Origin of the sequence: Lentilitoribacter sp. EG35 (assembly GCF_040784015.1) — a bacterium.
Classification (GTDB): Bacteria; Pseudomonadota; Alphaproteobacteria; order Rhizobiales; family Rhizobiaceae; genus Lentilitoribacter.
Genome location: NZ_JBFNGQ010000009.1, coordinates 77,807 through 95,127 on the forward strand (window position 1 = coordinate 77,807; position 17,321 = coordinate 95,127).

Consider the following 17,321-nt stretch of genomic DNA (forward strand, 5'->3'; position numbering starts at 1 on the left):
GATCTTTTACAATCTTACTCATCAATAATGCACCTTCTTCTCTACGAATTTAAATTGCAGAACCGTCAATGCTCCAACGACAATGAGTAGGATCACCGATTGTGCGGCTGAGGATCCAAGATCCTGCCCAACAAAGCCATCGGAAAACACTTTGTAGACCAAAATTGTTGTCGATTGCTGCGGACCACCAGAGGTAATTGTGTGGATGACGCCGAAGGTTTCAAAGAATGCATAAACGATATTTACGACCAGTAAGAAGAATGTTGTTGGCGATAGAAGTGGCAGTACTATTGTGTAAAAACGGCGCCAGAATCTTGCCCCATCAATTGCTGCAGCTTCGATCACCGACCGTGGCACAGCTTGTAGTGCAGCAAAGAAAAATAGGAAATTGTAGCTTATTCGTCCCCAAGCCGAGGCAACAACAACCAGCCCCATGGCCTCCTCGCCATTTAAAACATGGTTCCAGTCATAGCCTAATTGACCTAAATACCAGGACACAATCCCCACACGCGTATTAAACATGAATAGCCAAAGAACACCTGCAATGGCTGGGGCCACCGCATAGGGCCAAATAAGCAATGTTCGATAGGTAGATGCACCTTTGATTAATCGATCAGCCAATACTGCAAGAAATAATGCCGGCACCATCGATACGATTGTGACAAGTGTAGAAAAAAGCGCGGTCGTTCCAAACGCTGACAAATAGTATTTATCGGTAAGTAGAAATTCAAAATTTCCAAACCCAACAAACTGGGTCGACAACCCAAACGGGTCGGGTATAAACATTGACTGCCATATAGCTTGCCCGGCTGGATAGAAAAAGAATACCCCAGATATTAAAACCTGCGGAAACACCAGACATAGCGGCAAAAGCCAGCCGTTGAAGCGAACGCGTTTTTCCATAAACTTGATCCAATTTTAAGAGGCTGCCGGAAGAGTCACTTCTTCCGACAACCACATGCTTGGGAGAGTTCTAGCGGTTTGCTTGCTCAAAGCGACGGAGCAACGGATTCCCACGCTCAACTGCACTATCAAGTGCTTCTTGAGCTGTTTTATCGCCTGACCAAACAGCTTCCAACTCTTCATCGATAATGCCACGGATCTGATCAAATGAACCGAGACGTAAGCCTTTTGAATTGGCTGTTGGCTCTTTTGCGGTCATTTGAATAACGGCAATATCTGTACCTGGGTTTTCATTATAAAACCCGTCAGTTTTAGTTTTGTCACCAGCCGCTGATGTGATCGGTAGATAACCTGTATCCTGGTGCCACTTGGCTTGGATATCAGTTGAAGACAAGAAGTTTAAGAATGCAGCTGTTGCTTTATATTCATCAGCATCATGGCCTTCCATCACCCATAGGGATGCACCGCCGATAATTGTGTTTTGCGGAGCGCCTGATGCTTCTGACCAATATGGCAATGGACGAACTTCAAATTCAAACTTGGCTTCGCTTTTGATCCCAGCGTAACCAGCAGAGCTTTCTGTAAATAGCGCACATTCGCCAGCACGGAAGTTTGCACCACCTTCATTGCGGCGACCAGCATAGAAGAACTTACCTTCTTTGGCCCAGTCACCCATTGTTTGGATGTGCTTAACTTGTAGCGGGCTGTTAAATGAAAGCTCTGTATCTAGCGCTGCAAAACCATTGTCTTTCGTTGCAAATGGAGTGTTGTGATAAGCAGAGAAATTTTCCAAATGGATCCAGCTCTGCCAAGCAGTTGTTAGCGGACATTCGCTACCTGCAGCTTTTAGAGTATCTAGTACTTCGCCAACTTTATCCCATGTGGACAAATCAACATCGCCAGCAATACCCGCTTCTTTTAACGCATCTTTGTTAACCCAAAGCACTGGTGTTGATGAGTTAAACGGCAATGACAACATTTGGCCATCAGTTGATGTGTAATAACCTTTAACTGATCCGATGAAAGCATCCTGATCGAATGTAGCGCCTGCTTCACTCATCACTTCAAATACAGGTTTAATCGCACCTTTAGCGCTCATCATTGTTGCGGTACCAACTTCAAAAACCATCAAGATATTTGGTTGTTCGCCAGCACGGAAAGCGGCAATACCAGCATTGAGCGTTTCTGAATAATTACCTTTGTGAGAAGCCGTAACTTTATAGTCGCTCTGGCTACTATTAAATGTTTCTACCTGTTCAGCAACCAGATCGCCAAGGCGACCAGTGAATGCATGCCAGAATTGAATTTCGGTCTGCGCAGCCGCCAAAGTAGGCGTAAGCGCTGTTGAACAAAGAGCAACTGCTCCAAGAACTAAATTCTTCATAATTATCCTCCCAGATAGTTTTGTCTCGAAATAAACGCCATATCGCGGCATCGATAAATGAGCATAAGTCAGAAAAATTTATAATTCAAGTGCGTTTTTATTGCGTTTTATATAACATAATATTATAAATATGTGCAGTTTGACTTTGGGAGGCAGCATTGGAAGGACCGGTCAGGATACGTCAGCTAGAGGCTTTAAACGCGCTTGCAGATCATGGAAGCATGACAAAAGCAGCTGAATCTTTGAAGATCTCTCAACCAGCCGTCAGTCGATTATTGGCCGACCTTACAAAAGATCTCGGCTTTAAATTATTTCATCGAAAAGACGGTCGAATAAACCTGACCCAGGAAGCCCGGTTCTTATTGCCAGACATAAGGCGTGTCCTTGAATCCATGTCTTTCATCACCGAAGCTGGTCGAAACTTGTCCAACCAAAAAGCTGGTCACATACGTGTTGCATGCCTTCCAGGTTTTGCAACAAGTCACTTGCCTGCCATCATAGCCAGTTTCATGGCGGACCGACCTGGGGTAACCATAACAGTTGAACCTGATCGACCAGAACGTATCCTAGAGTGGATAGTGGGGGAGCAATTTGATTGCGGTATCACCGATGGTTTTGATGGCCACCCTGCCATTGAACACGAGACCGTGCCGATTCGCTCTGTCTGTATATTTAAAGAAGGTCATCCACTTTGTGAACTTGATGTTATCACGCCCGCTGATCTGAAAGATCAACCGATCATTCACACGCGGCGAGACAGTGCATTTTTTGGCTCCATAGACTCGGCGTTTAAGGTTGCAGGTGTGCCACTTAAACCGCATATTGAAATTCGACAATTCACAGCTGCATGTGAATTGGTACGAAATGGCGCGGGGTTATCGATCGTTAGTGAGCTTGATGCGAGAAGTTATGCTGATCGGGGTGTAGATTTTCGTCCCTTTGAACCCAGTATCTCGCATAACTTATCGCTAGTTCGTCCAATTCATCGGCACCCATCAAAATTAACACTTGAGTTCATGACTATGTTTGAGGAAAGTTTGCAAAATCTGCGTGTTCGCGAGTGAGTTTACCGATCAAACTTTGAGGGCATGCGAAAAATATTAGGCGAAGCGATGAGCAAGATTTTGTCTCCTTCTGGCCCAAAGCGAACATTCAGCTACTTGTCAACAACTCCTAAAACCGAACTTTAAAGCCCACATTTCCGCCGATGGATTGGTGGGTGTCGGTTAGGCTTGCATTTGCGGAAGCGAAGAATTTCGCTCTCTCTGAGAATGACTTTTCAAAACCGACTTCAAAGAAGGCGCTGTGGCGATTGCGTTCGACGCCAGTGGTCGTGAAGTTGCCGCCGCCAGAAAACGCAAATGTTGCCTCGGGGAAGTTATTGCCGAACCTGTGCGAATAGCCGCCGCCAAAGGTTAGCTTGGTGTCTTTGTCCAGCTCAACATCCATGCGTGCGCCGAGCACCAAATCTAGCGACCAATAGTTTTCGCCGTTTGAGACAAGATTTGCCGCGCCCGCGCCAGTTTCAGTGTAGGCGCTAGTGGCGATGTTCATATAGCGACCAAGCACATATGGCGTGATGTCTTTGTTGTGGTCATAAGTGAACTTGCGAGCAATTTCGCCCTGAATGGTGGCTTGATGCGCGTGATAATCAGAAAGGGCTGTTGCGTTGACGTTGGAAATCGTACGGCTGCCATCAATCTTGTGATAGGTGTATGCGGCCAAACCGTTGATAGTGAAATCGCCCAATTCTTGTTGTGTGTAGACAGAGCCAGAGAAGGAATTCATGCCAAGGTTGGATAAGCCATCATGGGTGAGCGTCGTGGTTTTGGCATAGCCAAATGCAGCGCCCCAAGTGCTTGAGCCAACAGTTCTGTCGCCGCCAAATACCGCGCCAAAGCCAGATGGAACAGTGCCCTGTGCATTTCCATTTCCTTCTGCATTGGCACCTTGGTCATGGGCCATTGGCACAACCTTTTTTCTGTCTTCACCAGATACAGGGATTTCCATGTATAATGTTTTTAATTGCTCAACATGTGGATATTTCGGATGACTTTGGATTGTTAGATTGGCGTTAGCTGGAAATTGATATTCCTGAATAATTTCCTCCATGTTGGAATCAGGACCAGGTGTAAAATGAACTCGAACACATGAATCTAGAGCAACAACAGCGCCCAAATCTGTCTTCCCCCATCCATCAATTGCAATCCTATAATCAGCGGCGAGCTCTTTTTCACGGGAGAGTAAATCTGCCAAAGAAATTTTAGAATTGTCTGTGACAAATTTTATATTGTCAAAATCATCCTTGAAGCTCCCCTCTTGGTTATTTTGGTTCAGCCATGAGTAAGATTGACCAATACCTATGGCGTTGGGGAATTCTGGAAACAATCCACGGGATGCTTTTATCTCAAGGTTAAGTATTTCGGAGATACCCTTTTGGAGAGTGCTTGCCCACTCAACAGTAACTAACCCATGACCTGGTGTTAAGTTTGCCTCACGCTTTTGGGAGTCTTTGAGAAGAATAGAGCCTCTTGCTAGTGAGGCAATGCATAATAAATCAAAAGCGGCTTAACGGTTTCTGATGCTGTTGATGCAGAAACAAAATATTCCCTTCCTTAAGTGCAGCACGAACTAATTTCATGTGCTCTGGTCATGTTCAAAGAACGATCATGAAGTAACTTGTATTTCCTCTCTAAATAATCTCTGCTTTCAAATCTTAATAGAGGTTCCCATAGCTTTCGATCTATACATTTTTCACACACCTAAGGTGTGCTGGCGCTAAGTTATTGATTTTATTGAGGGTGGTGATCCCGGCAGGATTCGAACCTGCGACACCAGGATTAGGAATCCTGTGCTCTATCCCCTGAGCTACGGGATCAACATTTTGTGAGATATCAAACTATCCTGGATCATACAATGATCGATTGGTAAACTTGAAATGTTATTCAAATCTTATGCAAGTGCTCGCTCTGCAAGTTTAACCCAGTATGAAACACCATAGGGGATAGCTTCGTCATTAAAGTCATATGCTGCGTTGTGAAGTGCGGGTGTATCGCCGTTGCCCATCATAATATACGTGCCTGGTCGCTGTTCGAGCATGTAGGAAAAATCTTCGGCGCCCATGTTTGGTGCAGCCATTCTGTTGACCTTATTTTCGCCGACAATTTCGGCTGCAATATCAGCGGCAAAATCTGTTTGCGTGTTGTGATTGACAGTCACTGGGTAGTTCCGTTTGTAGTGAACCTCTGCTGCCATGTCATAACTTGCCGCAATATTATTGGCGATGCTTTTAAGGCGCGTTTCGGCAAGATCACGTAACTCGTTTTTGAGGGTTCGTATTGTCCCGGAAATAACAGCCTGTTCGGGCAGTACATTCATGGCCGTTCCAGCGTGAAATTTTGTCACTGAAATAACCAGACTTTCAAGCGGGTTGGTGTTTCGTGATGCGACTGTTTGCAGGGCCGTTACCACATTAGCACCTGCCACAATTGTATCTGTTGCAGTATGTGGATATGCGGCATGACCACCGCGCCCCGTCAGTGTTATCTCAAACTCATCAGTGGATGCCCAAATTGCGCCGTGGCAAATGGCAAACTCGCCAACCGGGATACCGGGCATATTATGCATTGCAAAAACTTCATCAATGGCAAATGTGTCGAGCATGCCATCGTCGATCATTGCTTTTGCGCCTGCGCCACCCTCTTCAGCAGGTTGGAAGATTAGAGCGACGGTGCCTTTGAAATTGCGTGTTGAAGCGAGGTGTTTGGCCGCTCCTAAAAGCATAGATGTATGGCCATCATGCCCGCAAGCATGCATCTTGCCCTTTGTTTTGGATGCCCAAGGCTTGCCTGATATTTCTTCAATCGGAAGTGCATCCATATCCGCGCGAAGGCCGATGGTTTTGCCGGGGCCACCATTTCCCCTAATAAGCGCAACAAGGCCTGTTTTGCCTAAGCCCGTTGTGATCTCATCCACGCCAAACAATCTTAGTTGCTCTTCAACAAATTTCGCCGTTTCAAACACATCATATTGAAGTTCAGGGTTTTGGTGGAGTTTACGCCGCCAATCCGTAATTTCGACATGGAGTTCGTTTAAGCTGTTGAGTATAGGCATAAGAGATCCTTGATGGATTTTATTTATTGCGTAATATGGTGCACAAGTATTAGTGTCGGGCGTAGATTCAATATTGATGGTTTAGTGTAAAAATCACTCAAACAAAACTGAAAACTGGGTTATGGGGTAAAAATGAATCGTTATACTCGGCTGTCTACCACGCAGTGGCTTCGAGCATTTGCTGTGGTCTTATCTGTGATCATATTTTCCAGTTTTAGTTTTCAAAGTACAGCCTTTGCTGGACCTTATATTACCGTTGATGCTGGTTCTGGCCGAGTTATCAACCACGATCAGGCATTTCAGAAGTGGTATCCTGCGTCAATTACCAAGATCATGACAGCCTATCTTGCTTTTAAGGCAGTAAAATCGGGTCGTTTAAGTATGAAATCAATGGTAACGATGAGCAAATATGCCGCATCTAAGCCGGCGAGTAAAATGTATTTTAAGCCGGGAACGCAGTTTACACTCGATTCCGGTCTTAAGTTTCTGTTGGTTAAATCTGCAAATGATGTAGCGGTTGCGATTGCTGAAACGATCAGTGGTTCGGAGCAGGCATTTGTTAATCTTATGAATAGGGAAGCCAAACGTATTGGTATGATATCCACGCGCTTTGCTAATCCTAACGGTTTACCTGGTGGAACTCAGTATACAACAGCGCGAGATTTAGCCGTGCTTGCCGTGACTGTGCGCCGTGAATTTCCACGTTATCAGTCATATTTTTCGTTGGAGGGTTTTTCAACGGGTAAGAAAAAGTACACAAATTATAACCTGCTATTAGGTCGTTTTGCCGGTGCTAATGGTATGAAAACAGGGTTCATTTGTGCGTCTGGTTTCAATCTAGTTGGTTCCGCCACACGCGGTGGTAAAAGCATTATCACTGTAGTTTTGGGTGCAAAAAGCCAAGAGGCGCGGGCTGAACTTGCCGCTGAGCTATTGCAGGCCGGATTTAGAGGCAAGCGGACAAATGCTAAACTATCAACACTTCAACCCTACGGAGCAACTCGCAACCAACTAGCCAATATCCGCAATCAGATTTGCACTAAAGAAGCTCGAGCTGCCCGCTATGATGGGCGCGATGTTGAAGGGAAAATGGTGCTTAAATCACCATATATAAAGGCAATGCGTCGTGAACCAAGGGTTGTTTCCGCACCGTTTAGCGCTGTTGTTGCAGCAAGTGCAAAATTGCCGAGATCAAGAAATGTTCCTATTCCTGCACCGCGTCCCAAACGCTAATTTTTCAAAAAAACCGACCTTACATATGCTAGGATTAGTATCGTTGCAAATGTAAAGGCTAATGCAGTTATCATATGTTCAACATTTGATAGATGCAGCGCTATCTTTACCTTGGATAGCCAAAGGCCGACTTGAAACTGAATATTGATGATAATCATGTTTCCCCAAATGCCAAAACCTTGCCGACCCATGATTGTATCGATGCTATAGGCTAGGAAGAAACTGAGAATTAATGTCAAGGAAAGTGCTGAGAAACCAGCTCCGGTATTAAGATCAAATAACATATAACCGCCCTTATGGTCGGCCCCCATGCGTTAGTTTATCATTTTTTGATCGATCAGGAGGGTAAATAATGTAATCTGCTTGCCGGTATTTTAAGTTAATCGTTAAAAGTTGAACTTTAGCGTTAATATATTGTTATTCGGTGCGTCTTTGCAGCACATTCGGCTTATGCAATTTTCTTGCTATGCGTAATTGATCGAACTACCGCATTACTGCGTAAGAATATTAAGATAGGATATTGAAATGGACATGGCTACAATCACTTATGGTCTGGCAATTATTTTTATGATCGCGGTTGCCGTGGTCTTGGTACGTGGCCTCATTAATATGGTGCGTGCCGGCGATGGAAATCTGTCTAATAAGCTCATGCGTATGCGCATTCTTTTGCAAGCAATCGCTGTGGTTTTGATTGTTGCAACACTTTGGCTAACCGGCGGAGGGCACTAATCCATGGTAACGCTGAATAAGATTTATACGAAGACGGGCGATGATGGCACGACGGCTCTGGTTAGTGGTGAACGACGTGTAAAGCATGATTTACGTGTTGAAGCCTATGGCACCGTTGATGAGCTGAATGCGTTTATAGGTGCTGCCAGGCTGGATGTTGCTGATCCTAATGTCGACAATATGTTAAATCTTATCCAGAATGATTGCTTTGATCTGGGTGCTGATTTGGCTAATCCTCAAAGTGATTCTGACGTGGAGTTTGAACCTTTGCGAGTTGTCGATACGCAAGTTTCCAAGCTTGAAGGATATATTGACGAACTAAATGCAGAGCTTTCTCCATTAAAGTCGTTTGTATTGCCAGGCGGATCGCGCGCTGCTGCAAACTTGCATCAGGCAAGAACGATTGCTCGTCGTGCAGAGCGTGTTGCTACACATTTGGCAGAACAAGCCAATGAGGAGGTTAATCCGCTGGCCATCAAATACTTAAACAGATTGTCAGATTTCCTATTTGTTGCAGCTCGATGGTGCAATAATAAGGGTGCTGATGATGTGCTTTGGATACCTGGCAAAAACCGCTGAGCATTTTACTTAAAATAAGGCACTTCAATAAATGATGAGTGTGCGTTAGGGTTGGTGTTCAAACCTCGGGCAGTTATATGTTTATACCTTTATATGATGATAACAAGCTGAATCACATTCGCTTTCAGTGGGTGACCTTAGCAATAATTATTTTAAATGTTCTGCTTTGGTTGCTTATGGCAGGGTTTGGTGAGGAAAGCAGCTTTAGCGCTTCAGTTGTTCTTGGTTTTGGTTTCATTCCTTCCATCGCCAGTGGTTTAACCGAACTTTCACCAGAATTGCTCCTTTTTCCTGAATGGCTAAACTATGTCAGCTATGCCTTTGTACATGGAGGTTTTATCCACCTTGCAGGCAATATGGTTTTTCTTTGGGTTTTTAGCGATAATGTTGAAGATGCGATGGGGCACGTTCGCTTTGTTATTTTCTATTGTGTCTGTGCCGCTGCCGGGGCTTATTTTCATGGACTTTTACAACCAGAGTCCGATGCTCCGCTGATTGGAGCCTCTGGTGCTGCCGCAGGAATGGCATCTGCTTATTTGTTGCTACACCCTCGTGTTAGGATTTGGACGTTGGCATTTGGTCGAATTCCACTACCGTTGCCAAGCTACATTATGATTGGATTATGGATTCTGTTTCAGTTTTACATGCTAATAACGGATTTTGATGGTCAGGTATCCTGGGGTGCACATGTAGGTGGTATTCTCGCAGGAGCTGTTTTGGTTTTCTTCATGAAGCGAAAGTCCGTCAAGCTTTTCCAAAAACCTCGCCTCTTAGATGAAATTCCTGAAAATGATGAGGAGCGAGCGACTTTGGGTTGAAAACCTAATATGCTGATTCTAATCTCTCAGGAATAAAGATAATGATTAGTTAACCATAACATTTTAAGCTTTGCCATCAGGCATAGTTGGTGAGTGATATGGGTCTAAAAGATAATAGCTTAAAGCAAGCACGTCGCATGATGATGGGTATGCGCGCAGGCTATATTGTTGCTTTGTCTGTAATGGTTATCATGTGTGCAATGCTCTATCTTGAGCAACGTGAGAATGAAAATCGTATAAAAAATACTGTAGAGCTCTCCAATAAACTAAGTGCTGTGAGTAATGGATTCACCCGCGCAGCTAAACTTTCATATGTGACGATCAGAACTTATTCATCAAATGCTGTTGATGAACGCATAAAGGGTATGACGTTTAAGGAGCGGATTGCCTTTTATAAAACAGCAGAACCCGAAATGAAAATTCGAATTGCAAAGACCACTGCAATCCGAATTATGGATAAACTTTATCACCAAACTTTGGACCTTGATGCCCTTTGGTGGCAAGCTCCCAAAGAGTTTAGACAAGAACTTATCGATAGAAATATTATTAATGCGAGCGCCAAGCCATTTTCCAAATATGAAGAAGTTGCGGAAAATATCCTGCTAAAACGAGCAAAATCAGAAGTGCATATGTATGTTGCAGCAAATAAATTTATCGATGAATATGAAAGCTTCATACAATCTCATATTGTTCGTGCTCAAGATTTTTTGAAGCGCTACCTATCAGATTTTGTCGAAAAACAATCAAATGAGCAGAGTGATTTCTTTCTGGTCATATTGACAGCTCTTGTAATTCTGGGTTTCTTTGTCTTTTTGCCAATTGATATTACATTAAGACGGCTCTTTTCCAAACTGGTCGAAAAGACAAATGTTGCTAATAAGGCGTTAAAGGAGGCCCAGGCAGCTGATAAGGCAAAATCGGAATTTCTAGCCACCATGAGCCATGAAATAAGAACGCCTATGAATGGTGTGCTGGGAATGGCTGAATTGTTGTCTCGTACAGAATTAGATACACGCCAGAAGACCTTTTCTGATGTGATCATCAAATCCGGTAATGCACTTCTTGCGATCATTAATGATATTCTTGATTTTTCCAAAATTGAAGCCGCACAGCTATCACTGGTGGAAGCACCTTTTAATCTGTCTGAGTCCATAGAAGACATTACATCTTTAATGAGTGGAAAAGCAGCGGAAAAAAACATCGAATTATTGGTGAAGGTAGATCAAACAATTCCTCAATCAGTGATGGGAGATCAGGGAAGATTAAGGCAGGTTTTAACCAACCTTGTTGGTAATGCAGTCAAATTTACAGAAGAAGGGCATGTCTTTCTAAAAGCAACAATACAGCCATTACATTCAGAAGATAAAGACGGCCATATTCGGATAGGTTTTGAAATCTCGGATACTGGTATGGGCATTCCAGAAGATCAAATCGGTTCGGTGTTTGAAAAGTTTAGTCAAGTTGATGGTTCAAAGTCTCGTAAGCACGAGGGTACAGGTTTGGGACTTGCCATATCTGCGCGGCTTATAGCGCTAATGGGAGGGAATATCAGAGTTACGAGTGAATTAAATGTGGGGTCTACATTCAGTTTCTCGATTGCCTTGCCGATTGACCAAGATGTAAAGAATGTTTCAGATCAACCTTTAGCAAAAGTTGCCCACTCACGTATCCTTATAATCGATGACAACAGCATTAATCGAGCTATCTTGACTGAATATTGTCAGGGATGGGGCCATGATTGTGTTGCCGTGGAAGCTGGTGCAATTGGTCTTAAATTTCTCGAGCATTCAGCACAGGAATTTAGCTCTCCTGTTGATATAGTAATTTTAGACTTCCATATGCCTGACATGAACGGAGCAGATGTTATTCGTGCCATTCGTGCCAATCCAGCTATAGCCAAAACACCAATTCTGATCTTATCATCCGTGGATCAAGCTGATGAACTTGCGGACTTGGGAGATATGGAGGTGGAAGGGTTCCTCACTAAACCTGCGCGTAACAATATTCTTCAGTCAACATTAAACTCAATTCTGAAAAAGAAAATGGTTAGAGAGAGCCGCGAGCAGGTCAGCACAGTTCAGTCAATTGTTGATAACAAACGAAAAGTTAGTACGAGACAATCAATCAAACCGGCATCTAATGACAAGCTACCTGAGGCTATACAACAAGAAGAGAGTGTGGAGCAGCTGGCGAAATCTTCCCAGTTAGCAGTGCTTGTTGCGGAAGATAATGCTGTCAATCAAATTGTATTTACTGAGGCGCTTAAACAGTTTGAAAGAGACTTTATGATTGTTAGTGACGGCCTTGAAGCAGTAAAAGCATGGCAAGAAGAACGACCCAAAGTTGTTGTGATGGATGTCTCGATGCCAAATATGAGTGGTCATGAGGCAAGTGTAGAAATTCGTAAGATTGAGCAGAAACTGGGTCTAGAGCGAACGCCAATTATTGCTGTCACAGCGCATGCCCAAAAAAGCGATCGAGAAAACTGTCTAGAAGCCGGCATGGATGATTATATGACAAAGCCAATCTCACCAGAAATGTTAAATGACAAGATTAGTCACTGGCTTGATGAACAGGGTTCTGAGGGTAAAGTTTCGGGTAATTCAGGCTGATGTAAACCATTCAACGTAAAACCTCTTGCCGCATTTGATGCAAGACACTACATATCAAAAAGAATTAAATTGATTTCGAATATTCTGACGTTGGTTAGATATATTGATGAAATCGACTATGGAGATATTTAAATGATAGCTGTATTTGCTACACTTGACGCTATTCTTGGATTTTATACCTATATCATTATAGGTAGTGTAATATTTTCTTGGCTTTATGCGTTTAACGTCATTAATTCTGGCAATCAGTTTGTGGGTATGATTGGTGAGTTCCTGCATAAGCTGACGGAGCCTGTGTTGCGGCCTATACGGAATATAATGCCGAATTTGGGTGGACTTGATATTTCTCCAATCGTTTTGTTGTTTGGCATTTATTTCATTCGTATTTTTCTGCAAACAACAGTTGCACCATTATTTATCTAATGAGTTGGGTACAAGGCCGGGGCGATGATAGTTCGTATTTGTTTTTGCGCCTAACACCCAATGCTCAATATGATGGCATCAACGGTATTTATGAACATGCGGATGGTAAGAATTATTTACAGATAAGTGTGCGAGCTGTGCCTGAAAATGGTAAAGCTAACAAAGCTGTTACAGTACTTCTTGCAAAAATATTGTCTATTGCAAGATCTGGCGTCAAACTAAAAAGCGGCTCAAAGAGCCGCTTTAAATGTATTCAGATTAATATGCCTGCCAGTTTGATAGAGCAGAAAATCGAATCTCGAGATATTTGATTACTATTTCTTTGCGCGTTCGATAGCTGCCACAATTAGCTCTCTTGCTGCCTCTGCACCCTTCCAATCACCAATCTTAACCCATTTTCCAGGTTCAAGATCTTTGTAGTGCTCAAAGAAATGCTGAATTTGTTTGACGGTTATGTCAGGTAAATCTTTTACATCATGCACATGCGCATAACGCTGTGTAACCGTCGGCGCCGGGACGGCAATAATTTTTTCATCCTCGCCAGAATTATCTTCCATAACGAGAACACCAATTGGGCGTACATTTATGACGCAACCTGGAACCAATGGACGTGTGTTACAAACAAGAACATCAATAGGGTCACCATCGTCAGACAATGTATGTGGGACAAATCCGTAGTTACCTGGGTATGTCATAGGTGTGTAGAGAAAGCGATCTACGACCAATGTGCCTGAATCCTTATCAAGCTCATATTTAATTGGATGGCCGCCAACTGGAACCTCAATGATCACGTTGACATCTTCTGGCGGATTATTGCCAATTTTAATTGCGTCTACTCTCATAGAAGGGAACTCCGGAATTATTGTAGAAATATTACAGCACCTTATTGCGTTGCAGCAAGGATTTGTAAAGTCTGAAAGTAGGAAAAAATTAAATCGTCTGAGATTGAGGGCAGGTTACCCTATGACCAGGCATAGGCAATTTTGCCAAATTCTTTTTCGTCAAATACTTCATGACCAATAGCAATTTGTTGACCGCCAAGTGCTTCGTAGAAGTTTACTGCACTCTGATTGTCTTGCAAACACCAGACCACGCAACCACGATGATCAAGTGAATTTAAATATCTGCGAGATTCTGTAAATAATTTACGACCTAACCCGATGCCCATAAATTCCGGGCGAAGGTATAATTCATATATCTCACCCTCTTGAGAAAGATTTCGGACGCGATTAACACCAAACGTCGTATAGCCAGCAACCTCTCCACCAACATCCACAACCATGACATTTGCTGAGCCGGTTATGGCGCGTTTCCACCATGATACATTTCTGCGTTCAAACATCTGGCGCAAGGTTATATGGGGAAGAAGACCATTATAAGTATAGGTCCAAGCTTGCTTATGAACATCTGAAACATCCACGCAATCTTCTATCTCGGCAGGTCTGATATCTATCGTAAGAGCATCCATGGTCTCAGTTAAAGAGATTTTTGCTCATTAGAAAAGTACGAATTTTTATATAATAAAGCCCACCCACAGTTCTTTTTGTAGATGGGCTAAATTTGTTATTTTTTAGCTTGCACGTGATTTTTCGAAGCGTTTGCGCTCATGTGGATCCAAGTGGATCTTACGTAGTCGAATATTTGAAGGCGTAACTTCCATTAACTCATCATCTTGAATCCAAGAGAGAGCTTTTTCAAGCGTCATTTTAATTGGTGTTGTTAGTTTCACCGCATCATCTTTACCTGATGCGCGCATGTTTGTTAGCTTTTTGCCCTTCAGAATGTTGACTTCCAAATCATTCGGACGGTTATGAATACCAACAATCATACCTGCATAAACTTTTTCGCCAGCCCCTATGATGAATGGACCGCGATCTTCAAGGTTAAACATCGCATAGGCAACAGATTCACCTTGTTCTTGCGAAATAAGAACACCGTTATTGCGTCCACCAATGGGGCCTTTATATGGTTCATAACCGTGGAACAGGCGGTTCATAATGGCTGTACCGCGTGTATCAGTCATAAGTTCAGATTGATACCCGATCAAGCCGCGGGTCGGTGCTTGGAATACCAAGCGTTGGCGTGTACCACCTGATGGACGAAGTTCAATCATGTCGCCTTTGCGTTCGGCCATTTTCTGAACAACAACGCCTGAATATTCCTCATCTACATCGATGACAACTTCTTCAACGGGCTCTAGCTTTACGCCATCTTCTTCCTTCATTACAACGCGGGGACGGGAAACGGCGATTTCAAATCCCTCACGGCGCATGGTTTCAATCAGAACTGCAAGTTGAAGCTCGCCGCGACCTGATACGTAGAAGCTATCTTTGTCATCAGCTTCTTCAATTTTCAGCGCAACGTTACCTTCGGCTTCTTTAAAGAGACGATCACGAATAACACGAGATGTGACTTTATCACCTTCTGTGCCTGCCAATGGTGAATCATTGACAATGAATGACATTGTAACCGTTGGTGGATCAATTGGTTGTGCAATCATTGGCGTATTAATTGATGGATCACAGAATGTGTCAGCGACAGTACCTTTTGAAAGACCTGCAATTGCTACAATATCACCCGCATGAGCTTCATCCAGCGCAACGCGTTCCATACCTCGGAAGGCAAGAATTTTAGAAATTCGACCATTTTCAAGAGTTTTACCATCAGCATTTAGAACTTTAACACTCTGGTTTGGTTTGATCGAGCCAGAATTAATGCGTCCAGTGATAATTCGGCCAAGGAAGTTATTTGCTTCCAGAATTGTGCCGATCATAGAGAACGGACCTTCTTCCACCTCTGGTTCTTTAACATGCTCAGTAACGAGCTTGAACATTGGCTGTAGACCTTCTGACTGATCACCATCAAGCTCTGTGTTCATCCATCCTGAACGGCCTGAGCCGTACAAAATTGGGAAATCCAGTTGTTCGTCGGTTGCATCAAGGCTTGCGAATAGGTCGAATACTTCGTCGACAACTTCTTCTGCACGCGCGTCAGAACGGTCAACCTTATTGATCGCGACGATTGGCTTAAGGCCAACTTTAAGCGCTTTACCAACCACAAACTTGGTTTGTGGCATTGGGCCTTCGGCTGCATCAACCAAGACAATGGCACCATCCACCATGTTGAGAATACGCTCAACCTCACCGCCGAAATCAGCGTGTCCGGGAGTATCGACGATGTTAATTCGGATACCTTCCCATTCAACGGATGTTGCTTTGGCAAGAATAGTAATCCCGCGTTCTTTTTCTAAATCATTGGAATCCATCATACGTTCTTCGGTTGCTTGGTGAGCATCGAAGGTTGATGATTGTTTCATAAGTTCATCGACAAGTGTTGTTTTGCCATGATCAACGTGGGCAATGATCGCAATATTGCGCATAGTCATAGTAGTTTCGCCTTCTAGGGAGGAATTGGCTTTACATCGAAAAAAGGGCCGAAAAGTTTATAACTTAACAAGCCGATGCGCGCTCGTTACACGGTTTTTGATAAAAACAAAAGGTTTAATCTCAATTGAGTGCGCAGAGGTTAATCAGCAATAGTCCTCTGGACCTACCCGTTGCGGTTCAGAATAGCGGTGTCCGTGAGCAAACCCAACAGGCAAAATGGCTTCAATTTCTTCTAACTCTGTTTGCGAGAGATTGATATCAGCACCTTCCACGCATTGTTCAAGGTGATCGACTGTTCTTGTGCCAGGAATTGGTATTGAGATATCATTTTGTGCAAGGATCCATGCAATCGTAAGGCCTGCGGAGCTAACACCTTTGTCCTTCGCGTAAGATCTGTATGTACTAATTTTTGCCTGATTGGCGGCAAGGTTTGGTTCTATAAAGCGTGGATTTGGGTGCCGGAAGTCGGTTTTATTAAAATTCTCAGCTTTCATATTTGCACCATCATCGGTCAAAATTCCCCGCCCTAAAGGTGAAAAGGGGACAAATGTTGTGCCTAGTCGCTTACAAGCCTGGATAACACCCAGTTCCGGCATACGTGTCCAAATCGAGTATTCGCTTTGAACAGCTGCCACGGGATAGATTGCGCTAGCCCGTTCTAGCGATGATGGTGAAATTTCGGAAAACCCGATAGCTCCAATTTTCCCCTGATCAATAAATTTGACCAGCGTCTCCATCACATCTTCGATGGGGCGGGTTTGATCTCGGCGATGAATATAATAAAGGTCGACATAATCTACCCCTAGACGCTTCAAAGAACCTTCTAGGCAATCTGATAGATATTCAGGGGAATTATCAAAGGCACGAGGCGGTGCTGTATTTATACCGCCTTTGGTCGCGATGGTGAATTTTAGCTCCGGATTTTCTTTAAGGAATTTCCCGATTATGTCTTCTGACACACCATTTCCGTAGATTTTAGCGGTATCGAGGTGCGTCATGCCCAATTCATGCGCTTTTGCGAGTGTGTCATGGGCTGTTTTGATATCGCAAGCGCCATAGAAGCCAGCAAAGGACATGCATCCTAAGCCAACCGCACCGACCATAGGGCCATTTTGGCCCAATCTACGTTGCTGCATCTTGT

At 43.7% G+C, this 17,321-nt stretch carries 17 protein-coding genes and 1 tRNA gene; 8 read left to right on the forward strand and 10 right to left on the reverse strand.

The window, feature by feature from the left end; genetic code table 11:
* Positions 1–21: 21 nt before the first annotated feature.
* Complete coding sequence (gene ugpA / locus AB2J24_RS15145) at positions 22–903, reverse strand: sn-glycerol-3-phosphate ABC transporter permease UgpA (protein WP_367386069.1); 882 nt, start codon at positions 901–903, stop codon at positions 22–24.
* A gap of 70 nt (positions 904–973) precedes the next feature.
* Positions 974–2,287, reverse strand: a complete 1,314-nt coding sequence (gene ugpB, locus AB2J24_RS15150) for a sn-glycerol-3-phosphate ABC transporter substrate-binding protein UgpB (RefSeq protein WP_367386070.1) — start codon at positions 2,285–2,287, stop codon at positions 974–976.
* Positions 2,288–2,445: 158 nt separating this feature from the next.
* Between ugpB and AB2J24_RS15155 the strand changes: the two genes are divergently transcribed.
* On the forward strand, positions 2,446–3,351 hold the full coding sequence (locus AB2J24_RS15155) for a LysR substrate-binding domain-containing protein (RefSeq protein WP_162651351.1): 906 nt from the start codon (positions 2,446–2,448) through the stop codon (positions 3,349–3,351).
* Positions 3,352–3,460: 109 nt separating this feature from the next.
* Here AB2J24_RS15155 and AB2J24_RS15160 read toward each other — a convergent pair whose 3' ends face one another.
* The 3 genes from AB2J24_RS15160 to AB2J24_RS15170 form a co-directional block, all read right to left on the reverse strand.
* On the reverse strand, positions 3,461–4,543 hold the full coding sequence (locus AB2J24_RS15160; protein WP_367386071.1) for an autotransporter outer membrane beta-barrel domain-containing protein: 1,083 nt from the start codon (positions 4,541–4,543) through the stop codon (positions 3,461–3,463).
* Positions 4,544–5,089: 546 nt separating this feature from the next.
* Positions 5,090–5,165, reverse strand: a tRNA-Arg gene (locus AB2J24_RS15165).
* A 74-nt stretch (positions 5,166–5,239) separates the two neighbouring features.
* Positions 5,240–6,400, reverse strand: a complete 1,161-nt coding sequence (locus AB2J24_RS15170; protein WP_367386072.1) for a M20 aminoacylase family protein — start codon at positions 6,398–6,400, stop codon at positions 5,240–5,242.
* 132 nt (positions 6,401–6,532) lie between these two features.
* Between AB2J24_RS15170 and AB2J24_RS15175 the strand changes: the two genes are divergently transcribed.
* Positions 6,533–7,633, forward strand: a complete 1,101-nt coding sequence (locus AB2J24_RS15175; RefSeq protein ID WP_367386073.1) for a D-alanyl-D-alanine carboxypeptidase family protein — start codon at positions 6,533–6,535, stop codon at positions 7,631–7,633.
* Here AB2J24_RS15175 and AB2J24_RS15180 read toward each other — a convergent pair.
* Positions 7,630–7,917, reverse strand: a complete 288-nt coding sequence (locus tag AB2J24_RS15180; RefSeq protein WP_162654706.1) for a hypothetical protein — start codon at positions 7,915–7,917, stop codon at positions 7,630–7,632. The two genes, AB2J24_RS15175 and AB2J24_RS15180, sit on opposite strands and share 4 nt — an antisense overlap.
* A 247-nt stretch (positions 7,918–8,164) precedes the next feature.
* Here AB2J24_RS15180 and AB2J24_RS15185 point away from each other — a divergent pair, with 247 nt between their 5' ends.
* From AB2J24_RS15185 to AB2J24_RS15210, 6 genes are all read left to right on the forward strand, one after another.
* Positions 8,165–8,362 (forward strand): twin transmembrane helix small protein, encoded by a 198-nt coding sequence (locus tag AB2J24_RS15185; protein ID WP_367386151.1) that lies wholly within the window; start codon positions 8,165–8,167, stop codon positions 8,360–8,362.
* A gap of 3 nt (positions 8,363–8,365) precedes the next feature.
* Positions 8,366–8,941 carry a cob(I)yrinic acid a,c-diamide adenosyltransferase gene (locus AB2J24_RS15190; protein WP_367386074.1) on the forward strand — a complete coding sequence of 192 codons (576 nt, stop codon included), beginning with the start codon at positions 8,366–8,368 and terminating at the stop codon, positions 8,939–8,941.
* A gap of 77 nt (positions 8,942–9,018) precedes the next feature.
* A complete protein-coding gene (locus tag AB2J24_RS15195) occupies positions 9,019–9,759 on the forward strand; it encodes a rhomboid family intramembrane serine protease (RefSeq protein WP_162654708.1) in 741 nt (246 codons plus the stop codon).
* Between the two features lie 98 nt (positions 9,760–9,857).
* Entirely contained in the window at positions 9,858–12,371 is a 2,514-nt protein-coding gene (locus AB2J24_RS15200; protein ID WP_367386075.1) for a response regulator, read from the forward strand.
* 132 nt (positions 12,372–12,503) lie between these two features.
* A complete protein-coding gene (locus tag AB2J24_RS15205) occupies positions 12,504–12,794 on the forward strand; it encodes a YggT family protein (RefSeq protein WP_162654710.1) in 291 nt (96 codons plus the stop codon).
* The gene (locus AB2J24_RS15210) at positions 12,794–13,105 is read left to right on the forward strand and encodes a DUF167 family protein (protein ID WP_367386076.1); all 312 of its coding nucleotides are present in this window, start codon (positions 12,794–12,796) and stop codon (positions 13,103–13,105) included. The genes AB2J24_RS15205 and AB2J24_RS15210 overlap by 1 nt, the downstream gene beginning before the upstream one ends.
* Before the next feature lie 3 nt (positions 13,106–13,108).
* On the opposite strand, the gene ppa is transcribed toward AB2J24_RS15210, so the two are convergent.
* The 4 genes from ppa to AB2J24_RS15230 all read right to left on the reverse strand — a co-directional run bounded on the left by ppa (position 13,109) and on the right by AB2J24_RS15230 (position 17,316).
* Positions 13,109–13,636, reverse strand: a complete 528-nt coding sequence (ppa, locus tag AB2J24_RS15215; RefSeq protein WP_162654712.1) for an inorganic diphosphatase — start codon at positions 13,634–13,636, stop codon at positions 13,109–13,111.
* A 119-nt stretch (positions 13,637–13,755) separates the two neighbouring features.
* Positions 13,756–14,262, reverse strand: a complete 507-nt coding sequence (locus AB2J24_RS15220) for a GNAT family N-acetyltransferase (RefSeq protein WP_367386077.1) — start codon at positions 14,260–14,262, stop codon at positions 13,756–13,758.
* A gap of 102 nt (positions 14,263–14,364) precedes the next feature.
* Positions 14,365–16,179, reverse strand: a complete 1,815-nt coding sequence (typA, locus tag AB2J24_RS15225) for a translational GTPase TypA (protein WP_162654714.1) — start codon at positions 16,177–16,179, stop codon at positions 14,365–14,367.
* Between the two features lie 144 nt (positions 16,180–16,323).
* Positions 16,324–17,316 (reverse strand): aldo/keto reductase, encoded by a 993-nt coding sequence (locus AB2J24_RS15230; protein WP_367386078.1) that lies wholly within the window; start codon positions 17,314–17,316, stop codon positions 16,324–16,326.
* Positions 17,317–17,321 lie beyond the last annotated feature (5 nt).

What these genes read in the sequence shown, in the direction of transcription:
- AB2J24_RS15170 (WP_367386072.1), bottom strand. Translation starts at nt 6,400, where the DNA reads ATGCCTATACTCAACAGCTTAAACGAACTCCATGTCGAAATTACGGAT.
- AB2J24_RS15205 (WP_162654710.1), top strand. Translation starts at nt 12,504, where the DNA reads ATGATAGCTGTATTTGCTACACTTGACGCTATTCTTGGATTTTATACC.
- AB2J24_RS15220 (WP_367386077.1), bottom strand. Translation starts at nt 14,262, where the DNA reads ATGGATGCTCTTACGATAGATATCAGACCTGCCGAGATAGAAGATTGC.
- AB2J24_RS15190 (WP_367386074.1), top strand. Translation starts at nt 8,366, where the DNA reads ATGGTAACGCTGAATAAGATTTATACGAAGACGGGCGATGATGGCACG.
- ppa (WP_162654712.1), bottom strand. Translation starts at nt 13,636, where the DNA reads ATGAGAGTAGACGCAATTAAAATTGGCAATAATCCGCCAGAAGATGTC.
- ugpA (WP_367386069.1), bottom strand. Translation starts at nt 903, where the DNA reads ATGGAAAAACGCGTTCGCTTCAACGGCTGGCTTTTGCCGCTATGTCTG.
- typA (WP_162654714.1), bottom strand. Translation starts at nt 16,179, where the DNA reads ATGACTATGCGCAATATTGCGATCATTGCCCACGTTGATCATGGCAAA.
- AB2J24_RS15210 (WP_367386076.1), top strand. Translation starts at nt 12,794, where the DNA reads ATGAGTTGGGTACAAGGCCGGGGCGATGATAGTTCGTATTTGTTTTTG.
- AB2J24_RS15180 (WP_162654706.1), bottom strand. Translation starts at nt 7,917, where the DNA reads ATGTTATTTGATCTTAATACCGGAGCTGGTTTCTCAGCACTTTCCTTG.
- AB2J24_RS15200 (WP_367386075.1), top strand. Translation starts at nt 9,858, where the DNA reads ATGGGTCTAAAAGATAATAGCTTAAAGCAAGCACGTCGCATGATGATG.
- AB2J24_RS15195 (WP_162654708.1), top strand. Translation starts at nt 9,019, where the DNA reads ATGTTTATACCTTTATATGATGATAACAAGCTGAATCACATTCGCTTT.
- AB2J24_RS15185 (WP_367386151.1), top strand. Translation starts at nt 8,165, where the DNA reads ATGGCTACAATCACTTATGGTCTGGCAATTATTTTTATGATCGCGGTT.
- ugpB (WP_367386070.1), bottom strand. Translation starts at nt 2,287, where the DNA reads ATGAAGAATTTAGTTCTTGGAGCAGTTGCTCTTTGTTCAACAGCGCTT.
- AB2J24_RS15230 (WP_367386078.1), bottom strand. Translation starts at nt 17,316, where the DNA reads ATGCAGCAACGTAGATTGGGCCAAAATGGCCCTATGGTCGGTGCGGTT.
- AB2J24_RS15175 (WP_367386073.1), top strand. Translation starts at nt 6,533, where the DNA reads ATGAATCGTTATACTCGGCTGTCTACCACGCAGTGGCTTCGAGCATTT.